Here is a 23,519-nt window from a genome sequence, read left to right on the forward strand (position 1 = left end):
GTGCGACCATGATTGATACTTCCCTCCCCCTGACCGACGTCCATCGCCACCTTGATGGTAACATCCGTGCCCAAACGATCCTGGAACTGGGTCGTCAGTTCAATTTAACGCTTCCGGCACAAACGCTGGAAACGCTGATCCCTCATGTGCAAGTCACATCAACTGAGCCGGATTTAGTGAGCTTTTTATCCAAGCTCGACTGGGGCGTGAAGGTACTGGCCTCGCTGGATGCGTGTCGCCGCGTGGCATTTGAGAATATTGAGGATGCAGCACGTAACGGCCTGCACTATGTAGAATTACGTTTTTCACCCGGCTATATGGCGATGGCGCATCAACTCCCCGTTGCGGGCGTGGTTGAAGCCGTCATTGCCGGCGTTCGCGAGGGCTGCAAGACCTTTGGCGTCGAAGCTCGCTTAATTGGCATTATGAGCCGTACCTTTGGCGAAGCCGCCTGCCTGCAGGAACTGGATGCGCTGTTAGCCCACCGTGACCATATTACGGCACTGGATCTGGCTGGTGACGAACTCGGTTTCCCGGGCAGTCTGTTCCTGTCGCATTTCAATCAGGCGCGCGACGCCGGCTGGCGTATTACCGTGCATGCGGGCGAAGCCGCGGGACCAGAAAGTATCTGGCAGGCTATTAAAGAGCTGGGCGCAGAACGTATTGGTCACGGCGTAAAAGCCGTTGAAGATCGTGCATTGATGGATTACCTCGCCGAACACCGTATCGGCATCGAATCCTGCCTGACATCGAACATTCAGACCAGCACCGTCGCCTCTCTGGCAACCCACCCGCTGAAAACATTCCTTGAGCATGGCGTTTTAGCCAGCTTGAATACGGACGATCCGGCGGTACAGGGTGTGGATATTATTCACGAGTACACCATTGCCGCGCCAGCGGCAGGACTCACGCGCGAACAGATCCGTCAGGCGCAAATCAACGGCCTGGAAATGGCATTTCTGAGTAACGAAGAAAAACGTGCCCTGCGCGAGAAAGTCGCCGCAGCGTGACGGTTAAAGTGCCGGATGAGATGCTGAGCATCGCCATCCGGCATTTGCCTAATCAGGCAAGGCACAGCGTCGAGCGATGTTTCGCAGATTCAAGACCCAGCTCAATCAGCTCCATGATTTGAATAGCTTGTCTCGCCGGTACCGGGTTTTCACCGTGACCATTTAGCGCATCACGAATGCCAGCATAGTACGCCGGGTAATTACCCGGTACAGTCAGCCAGGTCTCTTCAACCTGCTCTTCGCCTTCTATTCGCGTCAACACGCCATCGCGCATGTCGTAACCCCAGTCTTCCTGAGGCAGTCGCTCGCCATTTTTCAGGCGCTCTTCCTGCGGGTCAAGACCATACTTCACATAGCTGCCACGCGATCCGTGCACGATATAACGGGCCGACTCAGCGGCAGCAAGCATGGTGCCGTGCAGAATCACACGACGCTGCGGGTAAGTCAGGATGGCATGGAAGTAATCCGTCGCTTGCGCACCTGGGCGGAGCTGAGCCAGGTCTACCGTCATGCTGACGGGCAAACCAAACAGGTTAATCGCCTGATCCAGAAGATGCGGTGCTAAATCATACCAGATGCCGCTTCCCGGCCCCCCCTGTTCACGCCAGCGGTCACGAACCTGGGGGCGGAATCGATCGAAATGGGATTCGAAATACGCCACCTCCCCCAAAACGCCATCCGCCAGCAGGGCTTTCAACGTCAGAAAATCACTGTCCCAGCGGCGGTTATGGAAAACGGACAGCACGCGGCCAAGGCTACGCGCCAACGCATCCAGTTCGCGCGCTTGTGACAGTGTCACGGTGAAAGGCTTATCAACAACCACATGTTTGCCCGCTTCCAGCGCAGCCTTCGCTAACGGGAAGTGAGTGTCATTAGGCGTGGGGATCACAATCAGGTCGATATTCGGATCGTTAAAAAGGTGTTTAGGCTCAGCAACAACCGCCACCGTTGGCCAGTCTGCCTTCACTTTTGCTTCATCACTACTGGAAACCGCAGCCAGTTCGAGGCCCGGTGTGCCCACAATCAGGGGGGCATGGAAGGTTTTACTGGCGTAACCATAGCCAATTAGCCCAACGCGGATGTTGTCACTCATGTTATAGCCTCTCAATTCAGGACTTATCTATTTCACACCATACCCTGCAACGTCTCAATAGTTTAATAACCATTGCGCTACAAAGGTTGTTTATTAACTTAAGTCAAACATATGCCACTTATGCTTAACTTGCAGCGAAAAAGAGGGAGAAATCGTTCCCAATTATCTTGCTGTATTATTGAGAGATTAGTAACATTTGCAGCCTGTGTTTATGGATAAATCAAAGCAAATGTCATCAGTAATGAATCGTCTTATTGAATTAGCAGGTTGGATTGTTCTCACCGTCTCTGTGATCCTGCTGGGTGTTGCCAATCATATTGACAATTACCAGCCACCGGAGCCCGTTGCTGCTGTTCAGAAGAAATAAGCATCTGCAGTCCCTTATAACCCGGCAATTAACATCGAGTAACGGCAGGGTTTGGCAGCAAAAGATCGAATTTTGTCAAAAAAAGAGAATAATGCCGCATCCCACTCCGGTGCATATTGCCTGCTGTAGCGAAGCGCGTTACCCTTACCGCAGGTGCGCATAGCGCCTGCTTTTCCACAGGTATGAACACTCTTCTCACATTTGCGCGTCAATCCGCTTTTACCTGTGCATGTTGTTTATTATTTATATTTACTACTCCGTTGGTATTATTTTATTAATATGGATTTCCATTTATGACTGTTCAGGATTACTTATTAAAATTCCGCAAAATCAGTTCACTCGAAAGTCTGGAAAAACTGTTCGACCATCTTAACTACACGCTCACCGACGATAGCGACATTATCAATATGTATCGCGCTGCAGACCATCGCCGTGCGGAGCTTATCTCAGGAGGTCGTCTGTTTGATGTTGGTCAGGTACCCAAATCAGTCTGGCATTACGTGCAATAAAGAAGAAAGTAGCGCTCAACGTTAAAAGCTTTATAATAATTGCCCCAAAATGAATGGCATGTTTGATTGCGCGCGTAAACCTGGAGAAGAGATGACTACCACACCGGCACAACGTATCGGGGGCTGGCTACTTGGGCCACTGGCCTGGCTGTTAGTCGCATTGTTGAGCGCTTCGCTGGCGTTATTACTTTATGTCACTGCGCTGGCTACACCGCAAACCTTCCAAACGCTGGGTGCGCAAAGTACGGCAAATTTGCTGTTATGGGGCGTCTCTTTTATTACCGCGATTGCCATGTGGTATTACACGCTGTGGCTGACGATTGCGTTTTTCAAACGCAGAGCCTGTGTGCCTAAGCATTATATTCTATGGCTGCTGATCTCCGTGTTACTGGCGATGAAAGCGTTTGCGTTTTCACCGGTTCCGGACGCCTTTGCCGTGCGCCAACTGCTGTTCCCATTGCTGGCTGCAGCACTGCTGGTGCCCTATTTCAAACGCTCGCAACGCGTTAAATCGACGTTTGTGAATCCGTAATAACCCTACAGTTAACCTGTTGTCGCCTGTTGTAGATTGTCAGATAATAGGCGGCTTTTTTATTTCAGGCCGAAAAATGACTGATTACCTGCTGCTGTTTGTCGGAACTGTACTGGTCAATAACTTTGTACTGGTCAAGTTTCTGGGGCTCTGCCCGTTTATGGGCGTTTCTAAAAAACTGGAAACCGCAATGGGTATGGGCCTTGCCACGACGTTTGTCATGACACTGGCATCCATCTGCGCATGGCTGATTGACACATGGATCCTCATTCCACTCAATCTCATCTATCTGCGCACGTTGGCTTTTATTCTGGTCATCGCCGTCGTCGTGCAATTTACCGAGATGGTTGTACGCAAAACCAGCCCTGCACTTTACCGCCTGTTGGGGATCTTCCTACCGCTGATCACCACTAACTGCGCGGTATTAGGCGTGGCGTTACTGAATATCAATCTCGGTCATAACTTTTTACAGTCGGCGCTATACGGTTTTTCCGCCGCCGTCGGCTTCTCACTGGTGATGGTACTGTTCGCCGCGATCCGCGAACGCCTCGCCGTGGCGGACGTGCCTGCTCCGTTTCGCGGTAATGCGATTGCGCTGATTACCGCTGGTTTAATGTCATTGGCCTTTATGGGCTTTAGTGGTTTGGTGAAGTTGTAATGAATGCTATCTGGATTGCCGTTGCCGCAGTGAGTCTACTGGGTCTGGCGTTCGGCGCTATTTTGGGTTACGCCTCACGACGTTTTGCCGTCGAAGATGATCCTGTCGTGGAGAAAATTGATGAAATTCTCCCGCAAAGCCAGTGTGGACAATGCGGCTATCCGGGCTGTCATCCTTACGCTGAAGCGATCGGCTCTCAGGGCGAAAAAATCAACCGTTGCGCACCCGGAGGCGAAGCGGTGATGTTAAAAATTGCCGCCCTGCTGAACGTCGACCCGCAGCCGATTGATGGTGATGAACACGATGTTACCCCCGTGCGTATGCTGGCGGTCATTGATGAAAATAACTGTATCGGTTGTACAAAGTGCATTCAGGCCTGCCCGGTTGATGCGATCGTGGGCGCGACCCGCGCCATGCACACGGTGATGAGCGATCTCTGCACCGGGTGCAACCTGTGCGTTGATCCGTGCCCGACGCAATGTATCGAATTACGCCCGGTGGCCGAGACACCTGATAGCTGGAAATGGGATTTAAACACCATCCCTGTGCGCATCATTCCCGTGGAACAACATGTTTAAGTTATTCTCTGCATTCAGAAAAAACAAAATCTGGGACTTTGATGGCGGCATTCATCCACCAGAAATGAAGACCCAGTCGAACGGTACGCCGCTGCGACAGGTTCCGCTGGCGCCACGCTTTGTTATTCCGCTGAAACAACATATTGGCGCGGAGGGTGAGCTGTGCGTAAACGTTGGCGACACCGTGCTGCGTGGTCAGGCGTTAACCCTTGGGCGTGGTAAAATGCTTCCGGTACATGCGCCAACGTCAGGCACCGTTGTTGCTATTGCCCCGCATTCTACTGCACATCCATCGGCATTAGCTGAGCTGAGCGTTATTATTGACGCCGATGGCGAAGATCGCTGGATTGAGCGAGACGGCTGGGCCGATTACCGTTCCCGCAGCCGGAAAGAGCTGATCGCACGTATTCACCAGTTCGGCGTCGCCGGACTGGGTGGCGCGGGTTTTCCCACCGGCGTTAAGCTGCAGGGCGGCGGAGATAAAATTGAAACGCTGATCATTAACGCTGCTGAATGCGAGCCGTACATTACGGCTGATGACCGCCTGATGCAGGACTGCGCGGCGCAGGTCGTCGAAGGTATCCGCATCCTGGCGCATATTCTTCAGCCACGCGAAATTCTACTGGGCATTGAAGATAACAAGCCACAGGCAATTTCCATGCTGCGCGCGGTGCTGGCTGATTCACACGATATCAGCTTACGCGTGATCCCCACCAAGTACCCGTCAGGCGGGGCCAAACAGTTAACGCAAATCCTGACCGGCAAGCAGGTTCCCCACGGGGGACGCTCTTCAGATATCGGCGTGCTGATGCAAAACGTTGGAACCGCCTACGCGATTAAACGTGCGGTGATTGACGGAGAACCGATTACCGAACGTGTCGTGACGCTGACCGGCGAAGCCGTCAGCCGTCCGGGCAACGTCTGGGCGCGTTTAGGCACGCCGGTTCGTCATCTGCTCAATGACGCGGGCTTCTGCCCTTCCGCTGACCAGATGGTGATTATGGGCGGGCCGCTGATGGGCTTTACGCTGCCGTGGCTGGATGTACCGGTGGTGAAGATAACCAACTGTCTTCTGGCGCCCTCTGCCAGTGAAATGGGAGAAACGCCGGAAGAGAAAGGCTGCATTCGCTGTAGCGCATGCGCCGATGCCTGTCCGGCCGATCTCCTGCCGCAACAGCTTTATTGGTTCAGTAAAGGGCAGCAGCACGACAAAGCAACGGCGCACAATATCGCGGACTGCATTGAATGCGGTGCCTGCGCCTGGGTATGCCCAAGCAATATTCCACTGGTGCAGTATTTCCGTCAGGAAAAAGCCGAGATTTATGCCATTAGTCAGGAAGAAAAACGTGCCGCTGAAGCGAAAGCGCGATTTGAAGCCCGACAGGCGCGACTCGAACGTGAAAAAGCAGCACGTCTTGAACGTCACAAAAGCGCTGCCGTTCAGCCTGCGGCTAAAGATCATGATGCCATTGCCGCCGCGCTGGCTCGCGTAAAAGAAAAGCAGGCTCAGGCAATGCAGCCGGTGGTCATTCAGGCTGGCGAAAAACCAGACAATAGTGCCGTGATTGCCGCACGCGAGGCGCGTAAGGCGCAAGCTCGCGCAACCCGGATGGAAAACCCTCCCCAAGCTGGAGGCAGCAGCACAGAGGTCGATCCGCGTAAAGCTGCAGTGGAAGCGGCAATCGCTCGCGCCAAAGCCCGCAAACTCGAGCAGGAAACCGTAACGGAAACAGCCGAACCGGTGGATCCGCGTAAAGCTGCAGTGGAAGCGGCAATCGCCCGCGCCAAAGCCCGCAAGCTTGAGCAGGAAACCGTAACGGAAACAGCCGAACCGGTGGATCCGCGTAAAGCCGCCGTGGAAGCGGCAATCGCCCGCGCCAAAGCCCGCAAGCTTGAGCAGCAGACGGTTACGGAAACAGCCGAACCGGTGGATCCGCGTAAAGCCGCCGTGGAAGCGGCTATCGCCCGCGCCAAAGCTCGCAAGCTCGAGCAGCAGGCGGTTACGGAAACAGTCGAACCGGTGGATCCGCGTAAAGCCGCCGTGGAAGCGGCTATCGCCCGCGCCAAAGCTCGCAAGCTCGAGCAGCAGACGGTTACGGAAACAGTCGAACCGGTGGATCCGCGTAAAGCCGCCGTCGCGGCCGCTATTGCACGCGCTCAGGCAAAGAAAGCCGCCCAGCAGCAGGTTGTAAACGAGGAATAAATGGTATTCAGAATAGCAAGCTCCCCTTATACCCATAACCAGCGCCAGACATCGCGTATCATGATGCTGGTATTACTGGCTGCATTGCCGGGGATCGCCGCTCAGCTGTGGTTCTTTGGCTGGGGTACGTTGTTCCAGATAGTTCTGGCCGCCATCAGCGCTATCGCCGCCGAAGCGGGCGTGCTTAAACTGCGCAAACAACCCATTGCCGCGATTTTAAAAGACAACTCCGCGTTGCTCACCGGGTTACTGCTGGCCGTGAGTATTCCCCCGCTCGCCCCCTGGTGGATGGTAGTTTTAGGCACGGTATTCGCCGTTATCATTGCTAAACAGCTGTATGGCGGCCTCGGTCAGAACCCGTTTAACCCCGCCATGATTGGTTACGTGGTGCTGCTTATCTCATTCCCGGTACAGATGACAAGCTGGCTGCCGCCGCATGAAATTGCGGCGACTGTGCCTGGTTTTTTTGACGCCCTGAACGTTATCTTTAGCGGACATACCGCCAGCGGCGGGGATATGAACACGCTGCGTATGGGTATTGATGGTATCAGTCAGGCAACACCTCTCGATACCTTTAAGACTTCGCTGCATGCGGGACGTACTGTTGAGCAGGTGATGCAATACCCAATCTACAGCGGCATGCTTGCAGGCGCTGGCTGGCAGTGGGTTAACCTTGCCTGGCTGGTGGGCGGCGTCGTGTTGCTATGGCAGAAAGCGATTCGCTGGCATATCCCGGTTAGCTTCCTACTGTCGCTCGCCGTTTGTGCCACTTTAGGCTGGATTTTCTCGCCAGATTCGCTGGCCTCGCCTCAGTTGCACCTACTTTCCGGCGCGACCATGCTGGGTGCATTCTTTATTCTTACCGATCCCGTTACAGCATCAACAACCAACCGTGGCCGCCTGATTTTTGGCGCACTTGCGGGCCTGTTAGTGTGGTTGATTCGCAGTTTTGGCGGTTATCCTGATGGCGTGGCTTTTGCCGTATTGCTGGCAAATATCACGGTTCCCCTGATTGATTATTACACCCGCCCTCGCGTGTACGGACATCGCTAAGGACTCCCTATGCTGAAAACGATTCGTAAACACGGTATTACTCTGGCGCTGTTTGCAGCGGGCTCGACGGGGTTAACCGCGGCAATCAATCAATTAACCAAGTCCACCATTGATGAACAGGCCGCGCTGCAGCAAAAAACGCTGTTCGATCAGGTTCTGCCTGGCGATCGCTACAATAATAACTTGTCCGAAAGTTGTTATCTGGTCGATGCGCAGGCGTTGGGCAAAGGCACTCACCGAGTGTATATTGCCCGCCAGGACGATCGTCCCGTTGCAGCAATTCTTGAAGCTACGGCGCCAGATGGTTATTCCGGGGCTATTCAACTGCTGGTTGGTGTCGATTTTTCGGGTACCGTGTTGGGTACGCGGGTGACCGAACATCATGAAACGCCAGGGCTGGGTGATAAAATCGAACTGCGACTGTCCGACTGGATCACCCACTTTAGCGGCAAAACGATCGCTGCGGGTAACGACGCTCACTGGGCGGTGAAAAAAGACGGCGGCGACTTTGACCAGTTTACTGGCGCAACCATTACGCCGCGTGCGGTAGTTAATGCAGTAAAACGCGCCGGTTTGTATGCGCAGACGCTGCCCGCGCAACTTCCTCAACTTAGCGCCTGTGGAGAATAAACCATGAGCGAAATTAAAGACATTATTGTCCAAGGGTTATGGAAAAATAACTCCGCGCTTGTGCAGTTACTCGGGATGTGTCCGCTGTTGGCCGTCACCTCGACCGCCACTAACGCGCTGGGCCTGGGACTCGCGACTACGCTCGTCCTGACGCTGACGAACCTGACGATTTCTGCCCTTCGTCGCTGGACACCGCCTGAAATACGTATTCCGATTTATGTCATGATCATCGCCTCCGTGGTGAGCGCGGTGCAAATGTTGATCAATGCCTACGCATTTGGCCTGTATCAGTCTCTGGGCATTTTTATCCCGCTGATTGTGACCAACTGTATTGTTGTTGGCCGCGCTGAAGCCTTCGCAGCCAAAAAAGGCCCTGCGCTATCCGCACTCGATGGTTTTTCCATCGGCATGGGCGCAACTGGCGCCATGTTTGTTCTGGGCTCGCTACGTGAAATAATTGGTAACGGTACACTCTTTGATGGCGCAGACGGTTTGTTGGGTAGCTGGGCCAAAGTATTGCGCGTTGAGATCTTTCATACCGATACGCCGTTTCTGCTGGCCATGCTGCCACCAGGCGCGTTTATTGGCCTGGGTCTGATGCTGGCTGTTAAGTATCTGATTGATGAGAAAATGAAGAAACGTCGTGCCGAGGCGGCTGTCACGGACAGTCCGGCCGGTGAAACAGGGAATGTGTAATGAACAAAGCAAAACGGCTGGAAATACTGACGCGCCTGCGTGAGAACAATCCGCATCCGACAACCGAGCTAAATTTTACATCGCCGTTCGAACTGCTGATTTCAGTCTTGCTCTCCGCGCAGGCCACCGATGTCAGCGTCAATAAAGCGACGGCTAAGCTCTACCCCATCGCCAATACGCCAGCCGCGATGCTGGAGCTTGGCGTTGAAGGGGTTAAGTCCTACATCAAGACAATCGGTTTGTTTAACAGCAAAGCGGAGAACGTGATTAAAACCTGCCGCATTCTGCTGGAGCAGCATAATGGTGAAGTGCCTGAAGACCGGGCCGCATTAGAAGCCCTGCCCGGGGTTGGGCGAAAGACGGCTAATGTGGTGTTAAATACCGCCTTTGGCTGGCCCACTATTGCCGTAGACACCCATATTTTTCGCGTTTGTAATCGTACCCAGTTCGCCCCAGGTAAGAACGTCGAGCAGGTTGAAGAGAAGCTGCTGAAAGTCGTACCCAGTGAATTTAAAGTCGATTGCCATCACTGGTTAATTCTTCATGGCCGCTACACCTGTATAGCCAGAAAGCCGCGCTGCGGTTCCTGCATTATCGAAGATCTTTGCGAATTCAAAGAGAAAGTCGATATCTGATGCTGCCGGGGCATACTGCTCGCCCCTCGCTAACATAACGATTAGTTATGCACTCCCCTGAGTTTATTTTCCCGACAATGATGCCGTTCAACCGCGCATATCTAATGCAATATTCTTGTTAATTAACACCTGAGCAGGTTAATCGTTTTTTTAGTAAAAGAAATTTCTATCTATACGTGATCCAGATCATCCAGATAACACAATGTTAAAAAATATTTATTTTTTAGTTAAAGTGACAATCAGATGACCTAACTGAACAGTTTCTAAACAAAACATTACACTGGCTATTTTTCAGATAATGGCCTATATCACTGGATTCAAGCGCAAATAGCAGAACATATCGCCACATTGCGGTTTTTACCCTGATTAAACAGTGTAAAAATCTGCCATTTTTCAAATGAAGAAATTTAACGCTAGATAACATTTCACAGTCCCGACGATTTCACCAGTCATGATATATGTAACAGATTATTACAAACCACTTGTCTGAATGGTCAAGATAGTGAACATTACTTGCCGTTTCCCCTCCCACTATAACAATCGGACGGATGAACTTGACTCATCACGTGCCTGAACACCCCCGTTGATATGGGATGTAAAAAAAGAGGTAAAAGTGTCTACTGCAAACAATAAACCAACAGAAAGCGTGAGTTTAAACGCCTTCAAACAACCAAAAGCGTTCTATCTCATTTTCTCTATTGAGCTGTGGGAGCGTTTTGGTTATTACGGCCTGCAAGGAATTATGGCCGTCTACCTGGTTAAACAACTGGGTATGTCAGAAGCGGATTCCATCACCCTTTTCTCGTCCTTTAGCGCCCTGGTGTACGGTCTGGTTGCCATTGGCGGCTGGTTAGGTGATAAAGTTCTGGGTACAAAACGTGTCATTATGCTGGGTGCCGTTGTCCTGGCCATCGGTTATGCGTTGGTAGCATGGTCTGGTCACGATGCGGGTATCGTTTATATGGGCATGGCGGCCATTGCGGTCGGTAACGGCCTGTTTAAAGCAAACCCATCATCCCTGCTCTCTACCTGCTATGCCAAAGATGACCCGCGTCTTGATGGTGCATTTACCATGTACTACATGTCCGTCAACATCGGTTCATTCTTCTCTATGCTGGCAACACCGTGGTTGGCTGCGCATTACGGCTGGAGCACCGCGTTCGCACTGAGCGTCGTGGGTATGCTGATTACCGTTGTTAACTTCGCATTCTGTCAGCGCTGGGTTAAACAGTACGGTTCTAAACCTGACTTTGAGCCGATCAACTTCCGTAACCTGTTGCTGACTATTGTTGGCGTCGTGGTACTGATCGCGATTGCAACCTGGTTGCTGCACAACCAGCAGATCGCACGTATGGTTCTGGGCGTCATTGCTCTGGGTATCGTGTTTATCTTCGGTAAAGAAGCATTCACCATGCACGGTGCTGCGCGTCGTAAAATGATCGTCGCCTTCATTCTGATGCTGGAAGCGATTATCTTCTTCGTGCTTTACAGCCAGATGCCGACCTCACTGAACTTCTTCGCGATTCGTAACGTTGAGCACTCTATTCTTGGCATTGCTTTCGAACCTGAGCAGTACCAGGCACTGAACCCGTTCTGGATCATCATTGGTAGCCCAATCCTCGCCGCTATCTATAACAAGATGGGCGATACCCTGCCGATGCCAACCAAGTTTGCGATTGGTATGGTGCTGTGTTCCGGTGCGTTCCTGATCCTGCCTCTGGGTGCTAAATTCGCTACCGATGCGGGCATCGTTTCCGTTAACTGGCTGATCATCTGCTACGGTCTGCAAAGTATCGGTGAACTGATGATCTCCGGTCTGGGTCTGGCAATGGTGGCTCAGCTGGTTCCGCAACGCCTGATGGGCTTCATCATGGGTAGCTGGTTCCTGACCACTGCCGGTGCAAACATCATCGGTGGTTACGTAGCCAACATGATGGCTGTACCAGAGAACGTCACTGACCCGCTGATGTCCCTTGAAGTCTACGGTCGTGTGTTCCTGCAGATTGGTGTTGCTACGGCTGTTATCGCTGTTCTGATGCTACTGACGGCACCGAAACTGAATCGTATGACTCAGGACGATGACGTCAATGAGAAAGCCTCTAAGGCCGCGACAGCGTAATTCTCAGGGAAACTCTTTTTCAGGCCGCTAACTGGTGTTAGCGGCTTTTTTTTTGCCTGAGCTAGCACTACCATACGATATACCTCAGCCAAAAGGAGTTACCGATGAAACTGTTCTACAAACCGGGCGCTTGTTCTCTTGCTTCCCACATCACACTTCGTGAGAGCGGTAAAGATTTCACGCTGGATGGTGTTGATCTGATGAAGAAGCGTCTGGAAAACGGCGATGATTTTTTCGCGGTAAACCCAAAAGGGCAAGTTCCCGCGCTGCTGCTGGATGACGGTACGCTACTGACCGAAGGCGTCGCCATCATGCAATACCTGGCGGACACCGTTCCAGACCGTCAACTCCTTGCCCCGACCAGCAGCCTCTCCCGTTACAAAACCATTGAATGGCTTAACTACATTGCGACAGAACTGCATAAGGGCTTTACCCCACTGTTCCGTCCCGATACGCCGGAAGACTTCAAGCCAACCGTTCGCGCGCTGCTGGAGAAAAAAATGCAGTATGTGAACGACGCGCTGCAAGATAACCAATGGATCTGCGGTTCGCGCTTCAGCATTGCGGACGCCTATTTGTTCACCGTGCTGCGTTGGGCCTATGCGGTTAAGCTGAATATGGCAGGATTAAGCAATATCGATGCGTATATGGCGCGTATGGCTGAACGTCCGGCGGTTGCCGCGGCGTTGAAAGCAGAAGGGTTAAATTAATTGTTGTTGCCGGGAAGCGCTTGCGCTTACCCGGCTTTCAGCCAAACAAACGCAGGCCCGATAAGCGTGAGCGCCATCGGGCATTGGTTACAACTGCGTCGCGCTGAAGTAGTGTTCAGGCTTCGCGATACAATCCTGCGCAGCCACAACCTGCAGCTCATACTCGTGCATTTTTTTGGTGGCAATCATCACTTCGTACACCGCCGCCGTCACGTGCTCCAGCGCCTGCTGTAAAGACGCGCCCTGCAGCAGTTTAACCAACAATAAGCCGCTGGTGACATCACCCACGCCAACCGGTTGACGTGCGCCAAAATCGACTAACGGTCGGCTGATATGCCACGCCTGTTCAGCAGTAACTAACAGCATCTCGAAACGATCTGCGCTGATACCCGCGCGAGCCAGATGCTTCACCAGCACAATTTCTGGTCCCTGAGCGATGAGCTCACGCGCTGCCGCCACGGCCTCATTGACATTGTTCACCGCATGCTCGCACAGAATTTCGAGCTCAACCAAATTCGGGGCGATAATATCGCTGGCCGGAAGCGCATGGCGCACATGAAACTCCGCTACGCCCGGCGCGACGATACACCCTTTTTCCGGATGGCCCATCACCGGGTCACAAAAATATTTCGCCTGCGGATTGGCCGCTTTTACTTTGCGTACAATACCCAGAATATGCTCGCCCTGTTCAGCCGAGCCAAGATAGCCGCTCAGTACTGCGTCACAAGTCTGGAGTTTATCGATATCGGCAATGCCCTGGACAATGTCAGTCAGATGACTCGGCGGCATAACGCAACCGGTCCATTTGCCGTACTGTGTGTGGTTAGAAAACTGAACGGTATTCAGCGGCCAGACATTTGCGCCAAGACGACGCATTGGAAATTCTGCTGCACTGTTGCCCGCATGACCAAAAACAACGTGGGACTGGATGGCGAGGATATTCTTCATTTTACTTACCACAACCCTGAAAAAATAAAGGGGCGTAGTTTCCCACGCCCCTGCTAACTAAATCTTACTTCCAGCAAATCAGACAATAGTTCTTCTTGCCACGGCGCAGTAAGGTGTAGCGCCCGAACAGGATATCACTCTCCTGGAAGAAATATTCCGGATCGGATTGCTTCTCACCGTTGATGGTCACCGCATTAGACGCGATTGTCTTACGTGCCTGGCCGCGAGAAGGTTGCAGCTCGGAGTCCACCAGCGCCTGCATCAGATCGGCACCTTTGTCCATCTCGATCATCGGCACGCCATCTTGCGCCAGCTGTTCGAAATCCGCTTCGCTCAAATCGCTCAGATTACCGTTGAACAAGCTTTCGGTAATACGTTTTGCCGCTACCAGACCTTCTTCGCCGTGAACCAGACGCGTTACTTGCTCAGCCAGAACATACTGGGCGCGCGGCGCTTTACCGCTATTTTTATCTTCTTCTTCCAGCGCATTGATCTCTTCAATGTCCATGAAAGTAAAGAATTTCAGGAAGCGATAAACATCCGCATCGGCGGTGTTAATCCAGAACTGGTAGAATTTGTACGGACTGGTTTTCTTCGGATCCAGCCACACAGCGCCGCCTTCCGTCTTACCGAATTTCGTACCGTCAGCTTTAGTGATCAACGGAACGGTCAGACCAAACACCTGGTTCTGGTGCAGGCGACGGGTCAAATCGATACCCGAAGTAATGTTGCCCCACTGGTCAGAACCGCCAATCTGCAGCGCAACACCGTGCAGTTTGTTCAGGCAGGCAAAGTCATAACCCTGCAGCAGGTTGTAAGAAAACTCGGTAAAAGAGATCCCCTGATCGTCACGGTTCAGACGCTGCTTCACCGCTTCTTTGTTGATCATCTGGTTAACGGAGAAGTGTTTGCCGATATCACGCAGGAAAGTCAGTACATTCATACTGCCAAACCAGTCGTAGTTGTTCGCAGCAATCGCCGAGTTGTCGCCACAGTCGAAATCGAGGAACGGCGCAACCTGTTTGCGGATTTTATCCACCCACTCCTGCACGGTGTCTTCGGTATTCAGTTTACGCTCGGCAGCTTTAAAGCTCGGGTCACCAATCAGACCGGTTGCGCCGCCCACCAGTGCGACAGGCTTATGGCCTGCCTGCTGGAAGCGTTTCAGGCATAACAATGGAACCAGATGCCCCAAATGCAAGCTGTCAGCGGTAGGATCGAAGCCGCAATAGAGCGCGATCGGGCCTTGCGCCAGTCGCTCTGCTAACGCTTCCTCGTCCGTCACCTGGGCCACCAGCCCCCGCTCTTGCAATTGTTTAATCAAGTTACTGCTTGCCATCAAAATCTCCATGTATAAAACGACTGCACCTTAGCCGGTACACGACTTTTCGCCTGATGCGAAAGAAACATAGAATAAAGCGCCGGATTGTTCAGCACCAGCGCTTAAAACAAGAATTTTGCATCTTTAGGGGGCCAGGCGATCAATTTTCCACGCGTTATCTTCGCGTTGGTATAAAAAACGATCGTGCAGACGGTTTTCGCCACCCTGCCAGAACTCCATCTGCTCAATACTCACGCGAAAGCCTCCCCAGAAACTGGGCAGTGGAACGTCCCCTTGCTGAAACTTCTGCTTCAGTTCGAGGAATTTGCTTTCCAGAATACCGCGCGCGGAGATCCGACTGGATTGCTTAGAGACCCAGGCGCCAATCTGGCTATCACGTGGGCGACTGTGGAAATATTTCACCACTTCCAGCGTGGACAGGCGCTCAGCCTTGCCGATCACCATCACCTGCCGTTCCAGCGTATGCCAGGGAAACAGGAGGCTGATGCGTGGGTTTTTCTCAATCTGATGTGCCTTACGGCTACCGAGGTTGGTATAGAAAACCAGCCCTTTGTCATCATAATGTTTGAGCAACACGATACGCTGATAAGGCTGACCGTTTTCATCGACGGTAGCAACGACCATCGCAGTGGGATCGGCCAGTTTGGCGTCACAGGCTTGCCCCAGCCAGCGCTCGAACAGCGCAAGGGGCTCGGCGGGAAGATCGCGGCGGCGGAGACCGCCTTTCGTGTATTCACGGCGCAAATGCGCGATTTGCTGCAATTCGTCGTTATCAGACATGATGTTGGCTACGGATTGTCAGTGGGTGACGCTATTGTGCGCCGCCCAGGTGAAAATCTCAACGCTTCGGGTTCTGTAACTGACAGTTATTTAGCACAATTCTGTCTCGTTTATAGACCGTTGCCTCATCGCCTTTAGACCAGAAGACGTAAATACCATCGGTATAGCGAGCACCTGATGCCGACACGCCCTGTTTGAGGTTCAATAGCTGATTATCATAAACAAAACTCGCCATCTGCCGGGTATTGTTCAGCTTCACGGTAAGCGGTTTTTCGTCACAGCGGTATTCAAGCGTATCCGTTTGCATACGCTCGACAAATTGGTTGTACACGCTGCACCCGCTAAGTAGTACCGGCAGACACACTAACAACAGTTTTTTCATAGCCATATCCTGAAGACTTTCCTGGTCCTGGAGGGTAATGGCACCCTCCCTAATATCCCTAGTTTATCGACATATGGCGCTGAATAATTTCAGTTAACTCTGAGTTCGTGGGTTAGCAGGATAAATCGCCCCTAAAACGCTCGGTTCTGATGCGCCGGTCACGGAAGGCAGATTTCCCGGTAATCCCGCCAGCGTTCGCCACGCCAGCCAGGCAAAAGCCAGGGCCTCCATATCATCGCCGCTGATCCCAGCCTCATCGGTTGAGGTGACCTCTGTCCCTGGCAATAATGCCGCCAGACGCATCATCAGCAGCGGATTACGGCTGCCGCCGCCGCATACCATTAGCCGTTCACAGCCTCCGCTTAGCAAGACCTGCTCAGAAATGGTCACGGCCGTCAGTTCGGCAAGCGTCGCCTGCACATCCCGCGGGCTTATTCCCGGGAACTGCGCCATATGACGTTCTATCCAGCCATAATTGAAATACTCGCGGCCAGTGCTTTTCGGCGCAGGCGCAGAAAAATAAGGATCGTTAAGCATATTTTGCAGTAAAGGCAGGATCATCGTTCCCGATGTGGCCCACTGCGCATCTTTGTCGTAGGGTTGGCCGCATTGCCGCCAGATCCAGGCATCCATCAGCATATTGCCCGGCCCGGTGTCGTAACCGCGAACGGGTTGCTGTGGGATAAGCAGAGACAGATTGGCAATTCCGCCAATGTTTAGCACCATCCGCCGCTCCGTTGGATGAGCCAACAGCGCCTGATGAAAAGCGGGAACCAACGGCGCGCCCTGTCCGCCGAGAGCGATATCGCGGCGACGAAAATCGCCGATCACCGTTATCCCGGTACGCGCGACGATTTGATTGTTGTCGCCAATTTGCAGCGTGTGCGGCGCGATTCCCGTCGGTTCATGCCACACGGTTTGCCCATGGCAGCCAATCGCAACGATCTCATGCGGTTTCAATTTTTCCTGTGCCAACAGCGCATTCACCGCCTCGGCAAACAGATAACCGAGCTGTGCGTCAAGTTGGCCAAACTGCGATAGCGTAAGCTGCTGCCCCTGGCAGATATCCAGGATCGCCTGCTTTATATGGAGAGGGATAGGCCAGGTCAGACTCGCCTGTTGCGCAACCATCGTTTCATCTATTGTCGCCAGCACAACATCGACACCATCAAGGCTGGTTCCAGACATTACACCGATAAAACGGCCCGATTTCATATGTCATCCTTTTAAGCAAATTAGCCTTGACACTCAACCATAAAGTGCCGACTAATGCCATGCTTCCTTAATGATTTTTGAGGGCTAATCATTACAATGGACGCTTTATTACATCAATTATATGAATGATTCGTTTATACTCGGTATATCCGATTTCGGTTAAGATTTTCATATTGTTCCAGTAGAACATGTGACCTTAGGCTCACAAGTGCCATATAATTTAGCCATGAAGGGTGCTTTATTAGCGTTTCGTGGTGTTAAAGGAGATTTGTAAATGATTAAACGTGTGCTGACTGTTGCATTAATGGGTGTGTCTTTGGCGGGCTGCGTTAACAATGATAGCCTTTCAGGCGACGTATACACCGCATCCGAAGCGAAACAAGTTCAGAACGTTACCTACGGTACAATTGTTCATGTTCGTCCGGTGCAAATCCAGGGTGGCGATGACGCAAACGTGATTGGCGCCATTGGTGGTGCGGTACTCGGCGGGTTCCTGGGTAACACCGTCGGCGGCGGTACGGGTCGTTCATTAGCCACGGCGGCTGGCGCAGTTGCCGGTGGCGTAGCGGGTCAAGGCGTACAAGGTGCGATGAATAAAACCCAGGGTGTAGAACTGGAAATCCGTAAGGACGACGGTAATACCATCATGGTGGTTCAGAAACAGGGTGCGACCAAGTTCTCAGCTGGCCAGCGCGTTGTTATGGCTAACAACGGCAGCCAGGTTACCGTGTCTCCACGCTAATCGAATTCACGTGTGGTCAGGCTCTGGCCACACGTCATCTCATCGTTTCAGCCCTGTGACTGCAGTTCAATAATATTGTGTTCCAGTCTGGCGACCAGTTTAATCAGCAGATCAATTTCCTCAGCTGAAATCCCTTCCAAAATTTCTCCACGCGTCTTGTTGATAACCGCTTCCATATCTGCAATCAGCGGCTCTGCTTTTTCTGTCAGTTTAATTCTCTTAGCCCGACGATCGCTGGCGCAAGTCTGTCGTGAAATGAGTCCCTTTTCTTCCAACTGGTCAAGCGTGCGTACCAACGAAGGCTGCTCGATGCCAATCGCTTTAGCCAACTGAATCTGCGATTGATCAGGCGGCAATTGATGAATGTTGTGCAGCGTAACCCAATGCGTCTGCGTCAACTCCAGAGGTTTCAGGCGATGGTCAATCAGAGCACGCCAAATGCGCACCAACCGTGCCAGATCAGAACCTAATGGCGATTCCAATTTCATCTCCTTATAATTAGCTTGCTAAGTTATTATGCTGATTTTAGAATAGTGTGCAGCATTTGTATTCCCAAAACAAATGTATTGCCAAATTTGCTTACCGGCTGACATTTTTTCAGACATTATGCGTTACAGAGACTCATTGTCTCTTTTTTGCTAAACCTATAGCAATGCTCTCTTCCGCCAAGGATTTTGCCCGTGAAGTTTATGTTTAATGCAACAGGATTGCCCCTACAAGATTTAATGATCGGAGCATCTGTCTACTTCCCTCCTGTTTTCAAGGCGTTTGTAGCAGGATTTATTCTCTGGCTGGTTGTTCATCGCCTCCTGCGCGACTGGATTTACTCCGGCGAAATCTGGCATCCCCTGTTAATGGATCTGTCACTCTTTACGCTTTGCGTATGTCTGGCCTTTGTAATGCTGATTGTGTGGTGATTATGTCGCTTAAAACCATTAAATACTTCTCCACCATTATAGTCGCTGCCATCGCAGTTTTCGCCGGATGGTGGATGTGGAATTACTATATGCAATCGCCCTGGACACGTGATGGCAAAGTGCGAGCTGAGCAGGTCAGCATCACGCCGCAGGTCTCAGGCAGCATTAGCGAACTCAATATAAAAGATAACCAGTTTGTGAACAAAGGCGATGTCCTTTTTATCATCGACAAGACGCCGTTTCACATTGCTGAACTGAATGCGCAAGCGCAGTTGGCGAAGGCACAGTCCGATCTGGCGAAAGCCAATAACGAAGCCAACCGCCGCCGTCATTTATCGCAAAATTATATCTCAGCCGAAGATCTGGATACTGCTAACCTCAACGTGAAAGCCATGCAGGCCAGCGTTGAAGCAGCCGAGGCCAGTCTGCGCCAGGCACAGTGGCAACTGACGCAGACGGTGGTCAAAGCGCCTGTAGCGGGCTGGGTCACCAACCTTTCAACTCGTACTGGAGACTACGCCTCAACCGGTAAGCCCCTGTTTGCCCTTGTCGACAGCCACTCTTTCTATGTGATGGGGTACTTTGAAGAAACCAAATTGCGCCACATTCGTGAAGGTGCACCTGCGGTTATCACGCTCTACAGCGGCAACATAAAGTTACAGGGTCACGTATCCAGTATTGGTCGCGCCATCTACGACCAAAGTGTGGAAAGCGATTCCGGCCTGATTCCCGACATCAAACCCAATGTGCCGTGGGTGCGTCTGGCCCAACGCGTTCCGGTCCGCATCGAATTCGACGCTCTGCCGCAGGATGTCACCCTGGTTTCTGGTACAACCTGCAGCGTGTCTATCGGCCAGCGTAAATGAAAATGTCCCACCTGATGCCAGGCCATTGGCCGTGGTTTAAAGCCACGGTAGCGCAGTGGCGTTATGCGTTGCGAAATACCATTGCGATGTGTCTGGCGTTAACGTTCGCCTATTACCTGAATCTGGATGAGCCCTACTGGGCGATGACCTCGGCGGCAGTGGTCAGCTTTCCCACCGTCGGCGGGGTTATCAGCAAAAGTCTGGGTCGTGTTGCGGGTAGCTTGCTGGGTGCCACCGCCGCGTTGATTATTGCCGGTCATACCCTCAATGAGCCGTGGTTGTTTTTGCTGAGCATGTCAGTGTGGATCGGTTTTTGTACCTGGGCATGCGCGCATTTCACCAATAACGTCGCCTATGCCTTTCAACTGGCCGGTTATACGGCGGCGATCATTGCTTTTCCCATGGTCAATACCATAGAGATTACGCAGTTGTGGGATATCGCTCAGGCCCGCGTATGCGAGGTCATCGTCGGTATCCTGTGCGGCGGCATGATGATGATGATCCTGCCCAGCACCTCCGATGGCACCACATTGCTTACCGCGCTGAAAAACATGCATTCGCGTTTACTGGAGCATGCCAGCTTACTCTGGCAACCGGAGACAACGGATGCGATTCGCACAGCTCATGAAGGTGTTATCGGTCAGATTCTGACCATGAACCTGCTGCGTATTCAGGCGTTCTGGAGTCACTACCGTTTTCGCCGTCAAAATGCGTTGCTCAATTCGCTGTTGCATCAGCAGTTACGTATGACCAGCGTGATCTCCAGTCTGCGCAGGATGCTCCTGAACTGGCCCACTCCCCCGGCTAATACCCGGGAAATCATCGAACAACTGCTCAGCGAGCTGGTCAAATCCAATACCGACACCTACACCGTCGCGCGTATTATCGCCCCCCTGCGTCCTCTCGATGCGCGCGACTATCGGCACGTCGCCTTCTGGCAACGACTGCGTTATTTTTGTCGGCTGTACTTACGCAGCAGTCATTATCTGCATTTACTGGAAAATGGCGTTACCGCCGAGCGTATTACTATCGCCCGCACGCCAGGACTTGCCCGTCATACCGATAATGCGGAAGCCCTCTGGAGCGGATTGCGTACGTTCTGTACCCTGATGCTTATCGGCGCATGGAGCATTGGCGCGCAATGGGAATCAGGCTCTGGCGCACTAACGCTCGCGGCCATCAGCAGCGTGCTGTATTCCGCCGTAGCCACGCCGTTCAAGTCACTTTCTTTGCTGATGCGCACGCTGGTTCTGCTGTCGCTGTTTAGCTTTGTGGTTAAGTTTGGCCTGATGGTGCAAATCTCTGACCTCTGGCAATTCATTCTGTTTCTCTTCCCGCTGCTCGCTACCATGCAACTCCTGAAGCTGCAAATGCCCGCGCTGGCGGGTCTTTGGGGACAGCTAATCGTGTTTATGGGATCGTTTATCGCGGTGACTAATCCGCCGGTTTATGATTTTGCTGATTTCCTGAATGACAATATGGCGAAAATAACCGGCGTGGCGCTATCGTGGCTGGCATTCGCCATTCTGCGGCCCGGATCGGATGCGCGGAAAAGTCGCCGCCATATTCGCGCCCTGCGCCGGGATTTTGTCGATCAGCTCAGCCGACATCCCTCGCTCAGTGAAAACGAATTTGAGTCGCTGACCTATCACCACGTCAGCCAGCTCAGCAACAGTCAGGATGCACTGGCGCGACGCTGGCTATTGCGTTGGGGGGTTGTCTTGCTGAACTGCTCGCACGTGGTGTGGCAACTGCGCACCTGGGAGGTGCGTTCAGATCCTCTGGCTCGTGTCAGAGACGTGTGTATTTCGTTGCTTCGCGACGTAATGAGTGAGCGCGGCGTTCAGCAACGACCGCTGAATGCCACGCTGAGTGAGCTACAGCGTATTTGCGACACGCTCGCCCACCATCATCAACCTGCGGCGCAAGAACTGTCGGCGCTTATCTGGCGACTACACTGCTCGCTTTCTCAGCTCGAACAGGCGCCTCCGCCGGGTACGCTAGGCAATTGATTATTTGATAACGCCACAGGCGTAGCGCGCTCCACCACCGCCAAGCGGTTTTGGTTGATCGGACATATTATCGCCACCGACATGGATCATCAGCGCTTTGCCTTTAACCTCATCGAGCGTTTTCAGCCGCGGCGCAATGACCGGTGTTGTGGCGTTACCGTCGTTATTCACCACCAGCAGAGGCAGGTCGCCCATGTGGCCTGCGCCTTCCGGGCCTTCGTGCTTGCCGGTTTGGTGCGGATCATAATGGCCTCCAGCCGATTCCGCGGCTGAGGCTTTTCCTTCTTTAATCGCCGGTTGGCAACTGCCATTCGCATGCACATGGAAGCCATGTTCACCCGGCGGCAGCGCTTTCAGATCGGGCGTAAACTCCAGCCCTTTCCCGGTTTCAACAATAGTGACCGTACCAATCGCCTGGCCGACGCCTTGCGACGTTACCAGATTCATCGTCACTTTTTCTTCACTGGCAGCCTGCGCACCTGCACAGGCAAGTAGAGTAATAATGGCCAAACTCAAACGCTTCATAAGACCTCCGTCCAAAAGGTGTCTGATTGATAAGTGTAAACCAGTGACACAAATTTGAACGGAGAAGCGTCAAATACGCGATTACGGTACGTCGTAACCCAGCGCAGCTTTGCGAATACGGAACCACTGCTGGCGAGACATGTTCAATGACTCAGACTCAACGGCAGCACGTACACGCTCTATCTTCCCTGAGCCAATGATCGGCAGCGGCTGAGACGGCAGACGTAAAATCCAGGCGTACACCACCTGCTCAATGGACTGCGCGTTTAACTCTTCGGCGATTGTGGCAAGTTCATTACGTAATGGCTGGAACGCATCGTCATTAAACAGACGACCACCGCCGAGGCAGGACCAGGCCATCGGACGAATGCGCAGTTGTTGCAGTTGATCTAAAGTACCATCCAGCAGGAGCGGCTGATGTACCGGTGAGATCTCAACCTGGTTAGTCGCCAGCGTGAACGGCAGACGCGATTGCAGCAGTGAGAACTGTGCCGGGGTGAAGTTAGATACGCCAAAGTGACGCACTTTTCCGCTATGGTGCAATTTTTTGAACGCGTCGGCGACGTCGTCCGCATCCATGAGCGGATCGGGACGGTGGATGAGCAGCAAATCAATATGATCGGTCGCCAGTAACTTCAACGATGCTTCCGCACTGGCAATGATATGCGCGCTGTCGGTGATGTAATGACCCAGCGCATTTTCCGTGCGCGCCGTCGTGGCGATCCCGCACTTGGTAACAATTTGCATTTTTTCACGCAGATGCGGAGCCAGCTTCAGTGCCTCGCCAAACGCCGCTTCACACTGGTATCCGCCGTAAATATCGGCGTGATCGACGGTGGTAACGCCCAGATCCAGATGTTCTTCAATAAAGCTGACTAGCTGGCGCGCGGACATATTCCAGTCCATCAGGCGCCAATACCCCATTACAAAGCGAGAAAATTCCGGACCTTGCGGCGCAATAGTAATACGCTGAACCATAGCAGCTTCCTTATAAGTG

General features: G+C 52.6%; 25 protein-coding genes and 1 pseudogene. 17 read left to right on the forward strand and 9 right to left on the reverse strand.

The window, feature by feature from the left end; translation table 11 throughout:
• The first annotated feature begins 8 nt into the window (after nt 1-8).
• On the forward strand, nt 9-1,010 hold the full coding sequence (gene add / locus OGW44_RS02890; RefSeq protein WP_094169216.1) for an adenosine deaminase: 1,002 nt from the start codon (nt 9-11) through the stop codon (nt 1,008-1,010).
• A 52-nt stretch (nt 1,011-1,062) separates the two neighbouring features.
• On the opposite strand, the gene OGW44_RS02895 is transcribed toward add, so the two are convergent.
• The gene (locus OGW44_RS02895) at nt 1,063-2,103 is read right to left on the reverse strand and encodes an oxidoreductase (protein WP_016153010.1); all 1,041 of its coding nucleotides are present in this window, start codon (nt 2,101-2,103) and stop codon (nt 1,063-1,065) included.
• 241 nt (nt 2,104-2,344) lie between these two features.
• Between OGW44_RS02895 and blr the strand changes: the two genes are divergently transcribed.
• From blr to gstA, 12 genes are all read left to right on the forward strand, one after another.
• Nucleotides 2,345-2,470, forward strand: a complete 126-nt coding sequence (blr, locus tag OGW44_RS02900) for a division septum protein Blr (RefSeq protein ID WP_019076739.1) — start codon at nt 2,345-2,347, stop codon at nt 2,468-2,470.
• A 293-nt stretch (nt 2,471-2,763) separates the two neighbouring features.
• Nucleotides 2,764-2,979 carry a transcription modulator YdgT gene (ydgT, locus tag OGW44_RS02905; protein ID WP_003832804.1) on the forward strand — a complete coding sequence of 72 codons (216 nt, stop codon included), beginning with the start codon at nt 2,764-2,766 and terminating at the stop codon, nt 2,977-2,979.
• A 91-nt stretch (nt 2,980-3,070) separates the two neighbouring features.
• Nucleotides 3,071-3,511: a DUF2569 domain-containing protein gene (locus tag OGW44_RS02910; RefSeq protein WP_185654595.1), complete on the forward strand. Its 441-nt coding sequence runs from the start codon at nt 3,071-3,073 to the stop codon at nt 3,509-3,511.
• 76 nt (nt 3,512-3,587) lie between these two features.
• Nucleotides 3,588-4,169, forward strand: a complete 582-nt coding sequence (rsxA, locus tag OGW44_RS02915; protein ID WP_003029144.1) for an electron transport complex subunit RsxA — start codon at nt 3,588-3,590, stop codon at nt 4,167-4,169.
• The gene (gene rsxB / locus OGW44_RS02920; RefSeq protein ID WP_006684670.1) at nt 4,169-4,747 is read left to right on the forward strand and encodes an electron transport complex subunit RsxB; all 579 of its coding nucleotides are present in this window, start codon (nt 4,169-4,171) and stop codon (nt 4,745-4,747) included. Before rsxA ends, rsxB begins: the two co-directional genes overlap by 1 nt.
• Nucleotides 4,740-6,950, forward strand: coding sequence for an electron transport complex subunit RsxC (gene rsxC / locus OGW44_RS02925; protein WP_185654594.1), 2,211 nt, complete (start codon nt 4,740-4,742; stop codon nt 6,948-6,950). Before rsxB ends, rsxC begins: the two co-directional genes overlap by 8 nt.
• Nucleotides 6,951-8,003, forward strand: a complete 1,053-nt coding sequence (gene rsxD / locus OGW44_RS02930; RefSeq protein ID WP_094169213.1) for an electron transport complex subunit RsxD — start codon at nt 6,951-6,953, stop codon at nt 8,001-8,003.
• Between the two features lie 9 nt (nt 8,004-8,012).
• Nucleotides 8,013-8,633: an electron transport complex subunit RsxG gene (gene rsxG / locus OGW44_RS02935; RefSeq protein WP_016153006.1), complete on the forward strand. Its 621-nt coding sequence runs from the start codon at nt 8,013-8,015 to the stop codon at nt 8,631-8,633.
• A gap of 3 nt (nt 8,634-8,636) precedes the next feature.
• Entirely contained in the window at nt 8,637-9,329 is a 693-nt protein-coding gene (locus OGW44_RS02940; RefSeq protein ID WP_185654593.1) for an electron transport complex subunit E, read from the forward strand.
• Entirely contained in the window at nt 9,329-9,964 is a 636-nt protein-coding gene (nth, locus tag OGW44_RS02945; protein WP_016153004.1) for an endonuclease III, read from the forward strand. The genes OGW44_RS02940 and nth overlap by 1 nt, the downstream gene beginning before the upstream one ends.
• Before the next feature lie 613 nt (nt 9,965-10,577).
• Complete coding sequence (dtpA, locus tag OGW44_RS02950; protein ID WP_016153003.1) at nt 10,578-12,083, forward strand: dipeptide/tripeptide permease DtpA; 1,506 nt, start codon at nt 10,578-10,580, stop codon at nt 12,081-12,083.
• A 104-nt stretch (nt 12,084-12,187) separates the two neighbouring features.
• Entirely contained in the window at nt 12,188-12,793 is a 606-nt protein-coding gene (gstA, locus tag OGW44_RS02955) for a glutathione transferase GstA (protein ID WP_016153002.1), read from the forward strand.
• Between the two features lie 87 nt (nt 12,794-12,880).
• On the opposite strand, the gene pdxY is transcribed toward gstA, so the two are convergent.
• The 5 genes from pdxY to anmK all read right to left on the reverse strand — a co-directional run bounded on the left by pdxY (nt 12,881) and on the right by anmK (nt 17,460).
• Nucleotides 12,881-13,741 carry a pyridoxal kinase PdxY gene (gene pdxY, locus OGW44_RS02960; RefSeq protein ID WP_019076734.1) on the reverse strand — a complete coding sequence of 287 codons (861 nt, stop codon included), beginning with the start codon at nt 13,739-13,741 and terminating at the stop codon, nt 12,881-12,883.
• A gap of 64 nt (nt 13,742-13,805) precedes the next feature.
• Nucleotides 13,806-15,080 (reverse strand): tyrosine--tRNA ligase, encoded by a 1,275-nt coding sequence (gene tyrS, locus OGW44_RS02965; protein WP_003836431.1) that lies wholly within the window; start codon nt 15,078-15,080, stop codon nt 13,806-13,808.
• 126 nt (nt 15,081-15,206) lie between these two features.
• The gene (gene pdxH, locus OGW44_RS02970; protein WP_047500532.1) at nt 15,207-15,863 is read right to left on the reverse strand and encodes a pyridoxamine 5'-phosphate oxidase; all 657 of its coding nucleotides are present in this window, start codon (nt 15,861-15,863) and stop codon (nt 15,207-15,209) included.
• A 58-nt stretch (nt 15,864-15,921) separates the two neighbouring features.
• Entirely contained in the window at nt 15,922-16,251 is a 330-nt protein-coding gene (gene mliC / locus OGW44_RS02975) for a C-type lysozyme inhibitor (RefSeq protein ID WP_085951051.1), read from the reverse strand.
• A gap of 87 nt (nt 16,252-16,338) precedes the next feature.
• A complete protein-coding gene (gene anmK / locus OGW44_RS02980) occupies nt 16,339-17,460 on the reverse strand; it encodes an anhydro-N-acetylmuramic acid kinase (RefSeq protein ID WP_185654592.1) in 1,122 nt (373 codons plus the stop codon).
• A gap of 274 nt (nt 17,461-17,734) precedes the next feature.
• Here anmK and slyB point away from each other — a divergent pair, with 274 nt between their 5' ends.
• Nucleotides 17,735-18,202: an outer membrane lipoprotein SlyB gene (gene slyB, locus OGW44_RS02985; protein WP_016152998.1), complete on the forward strand. Its 468-nt coding sequence runs from the start codon at nt 17,735-17,737 to the stop codon at nt 18,200-18,202.
• A 47-nt stretch (nt 18,203-18,249) separates the two neighbouring features.
• Here the strand turns inward: slyB and slyA are convergent, their stop codons facing one another.
• Complete coding sequence (gene slyA, locus OGW44_RS02990) at nt 18,250-18,690, reverse strand: transcriptional regulator SlyA (RefSeq protein WP_019076732.1); 441 nt, start codon at nt 18,688-18,690, stop codon at nt 18,250-18,252.
• A 192-nt stretch (nt 18,691-18,882) separates the two neighbouring features.
• Here slyA and OGW44_RS02995 point away from each other — a divergent pair, with 192 nt between their 5' ends.
• The 3 genes and pseudogenes from OGW44_RS02995 to OGW44_RS03005 all read left to right on the forward strand — a co-directional run bounded on the left by OGW44_RS02995 (nt 18,883) and on the right by OGW44_RS03005 (nt 22,022).
• The gene (locus OGW44_RS02995; protein ID WP_016156432.1) at nt 18,883-19,119 is read left to right on the forward strand and encodes a DUF1656 domain-containing protein; all 237 of its coding nucleotides are present in this window, start codon (nt 18,883-18,885) and stop codon (nt 19,117-19,119) included.
• Between the two features lie 2 nt (nt 19,120-19,121).
• Nucleotides 19,122-19,985: an efflux RND transporter periplasmic adaptor subunit gene (locus OGW44_RS03000; RefSeq protein WP_016152996.1), complete on the forward strand. Its 864-nt coding sequence runs from the start codon at nt 19,122-19,124 to the stop codon at nt 19,983-19,985.
• Nucleotides 19,982-22,022 (forward strand): annotated as a pseudogene (locus OGW44_RS03005) (FUSC family protein). The gene OGW44_RS03000 and the pseudogene OGW44_RS03005 overlap by 4 nt, the downstream one beginning before the upstream one ends.
• On the opposite strand, the gene sodC reads toward OGW44_RS03005, so the two are convergent.
• Nucleotides 21,998-22,522, reverse strand: coding sequence for a superoxide dismutase [Cu-Zn] SodC (gene sodC / locus OGW44_RS03010; protein ID WP_016152994.1), 525 nt, complete (start codon nt 22,520-22,522; stop codon nt 21,998-22,000). The pseudogene OGW44_RS03005 and the gene sodC overlap by 25 nt on opposite strands.
• Before the next feature lie 81 nt (nt 22,523-22,603).
• Entirely contained in the window at nt 22,604-23,500 is an 897-nt protein-coding gene (locus OGW44_RS03015; RefSeq protein ID WP_016152993.1) for an aldo/keto reductase, read from the reverse strand.
• Nucleotides 23,501-23,519 lie beyond the last annotated feature (19 nt).

The sequence above is a fragment of the Citrobacter sp. Cb023 genome, assembly GCF_030336805.1.
Lineage (GTDB): Bacteria > Pseudomonadota > Gammaproteobacteria > Enterobacterales > Enterobacteriaceae > Citrobacter > Citrobacter braakii.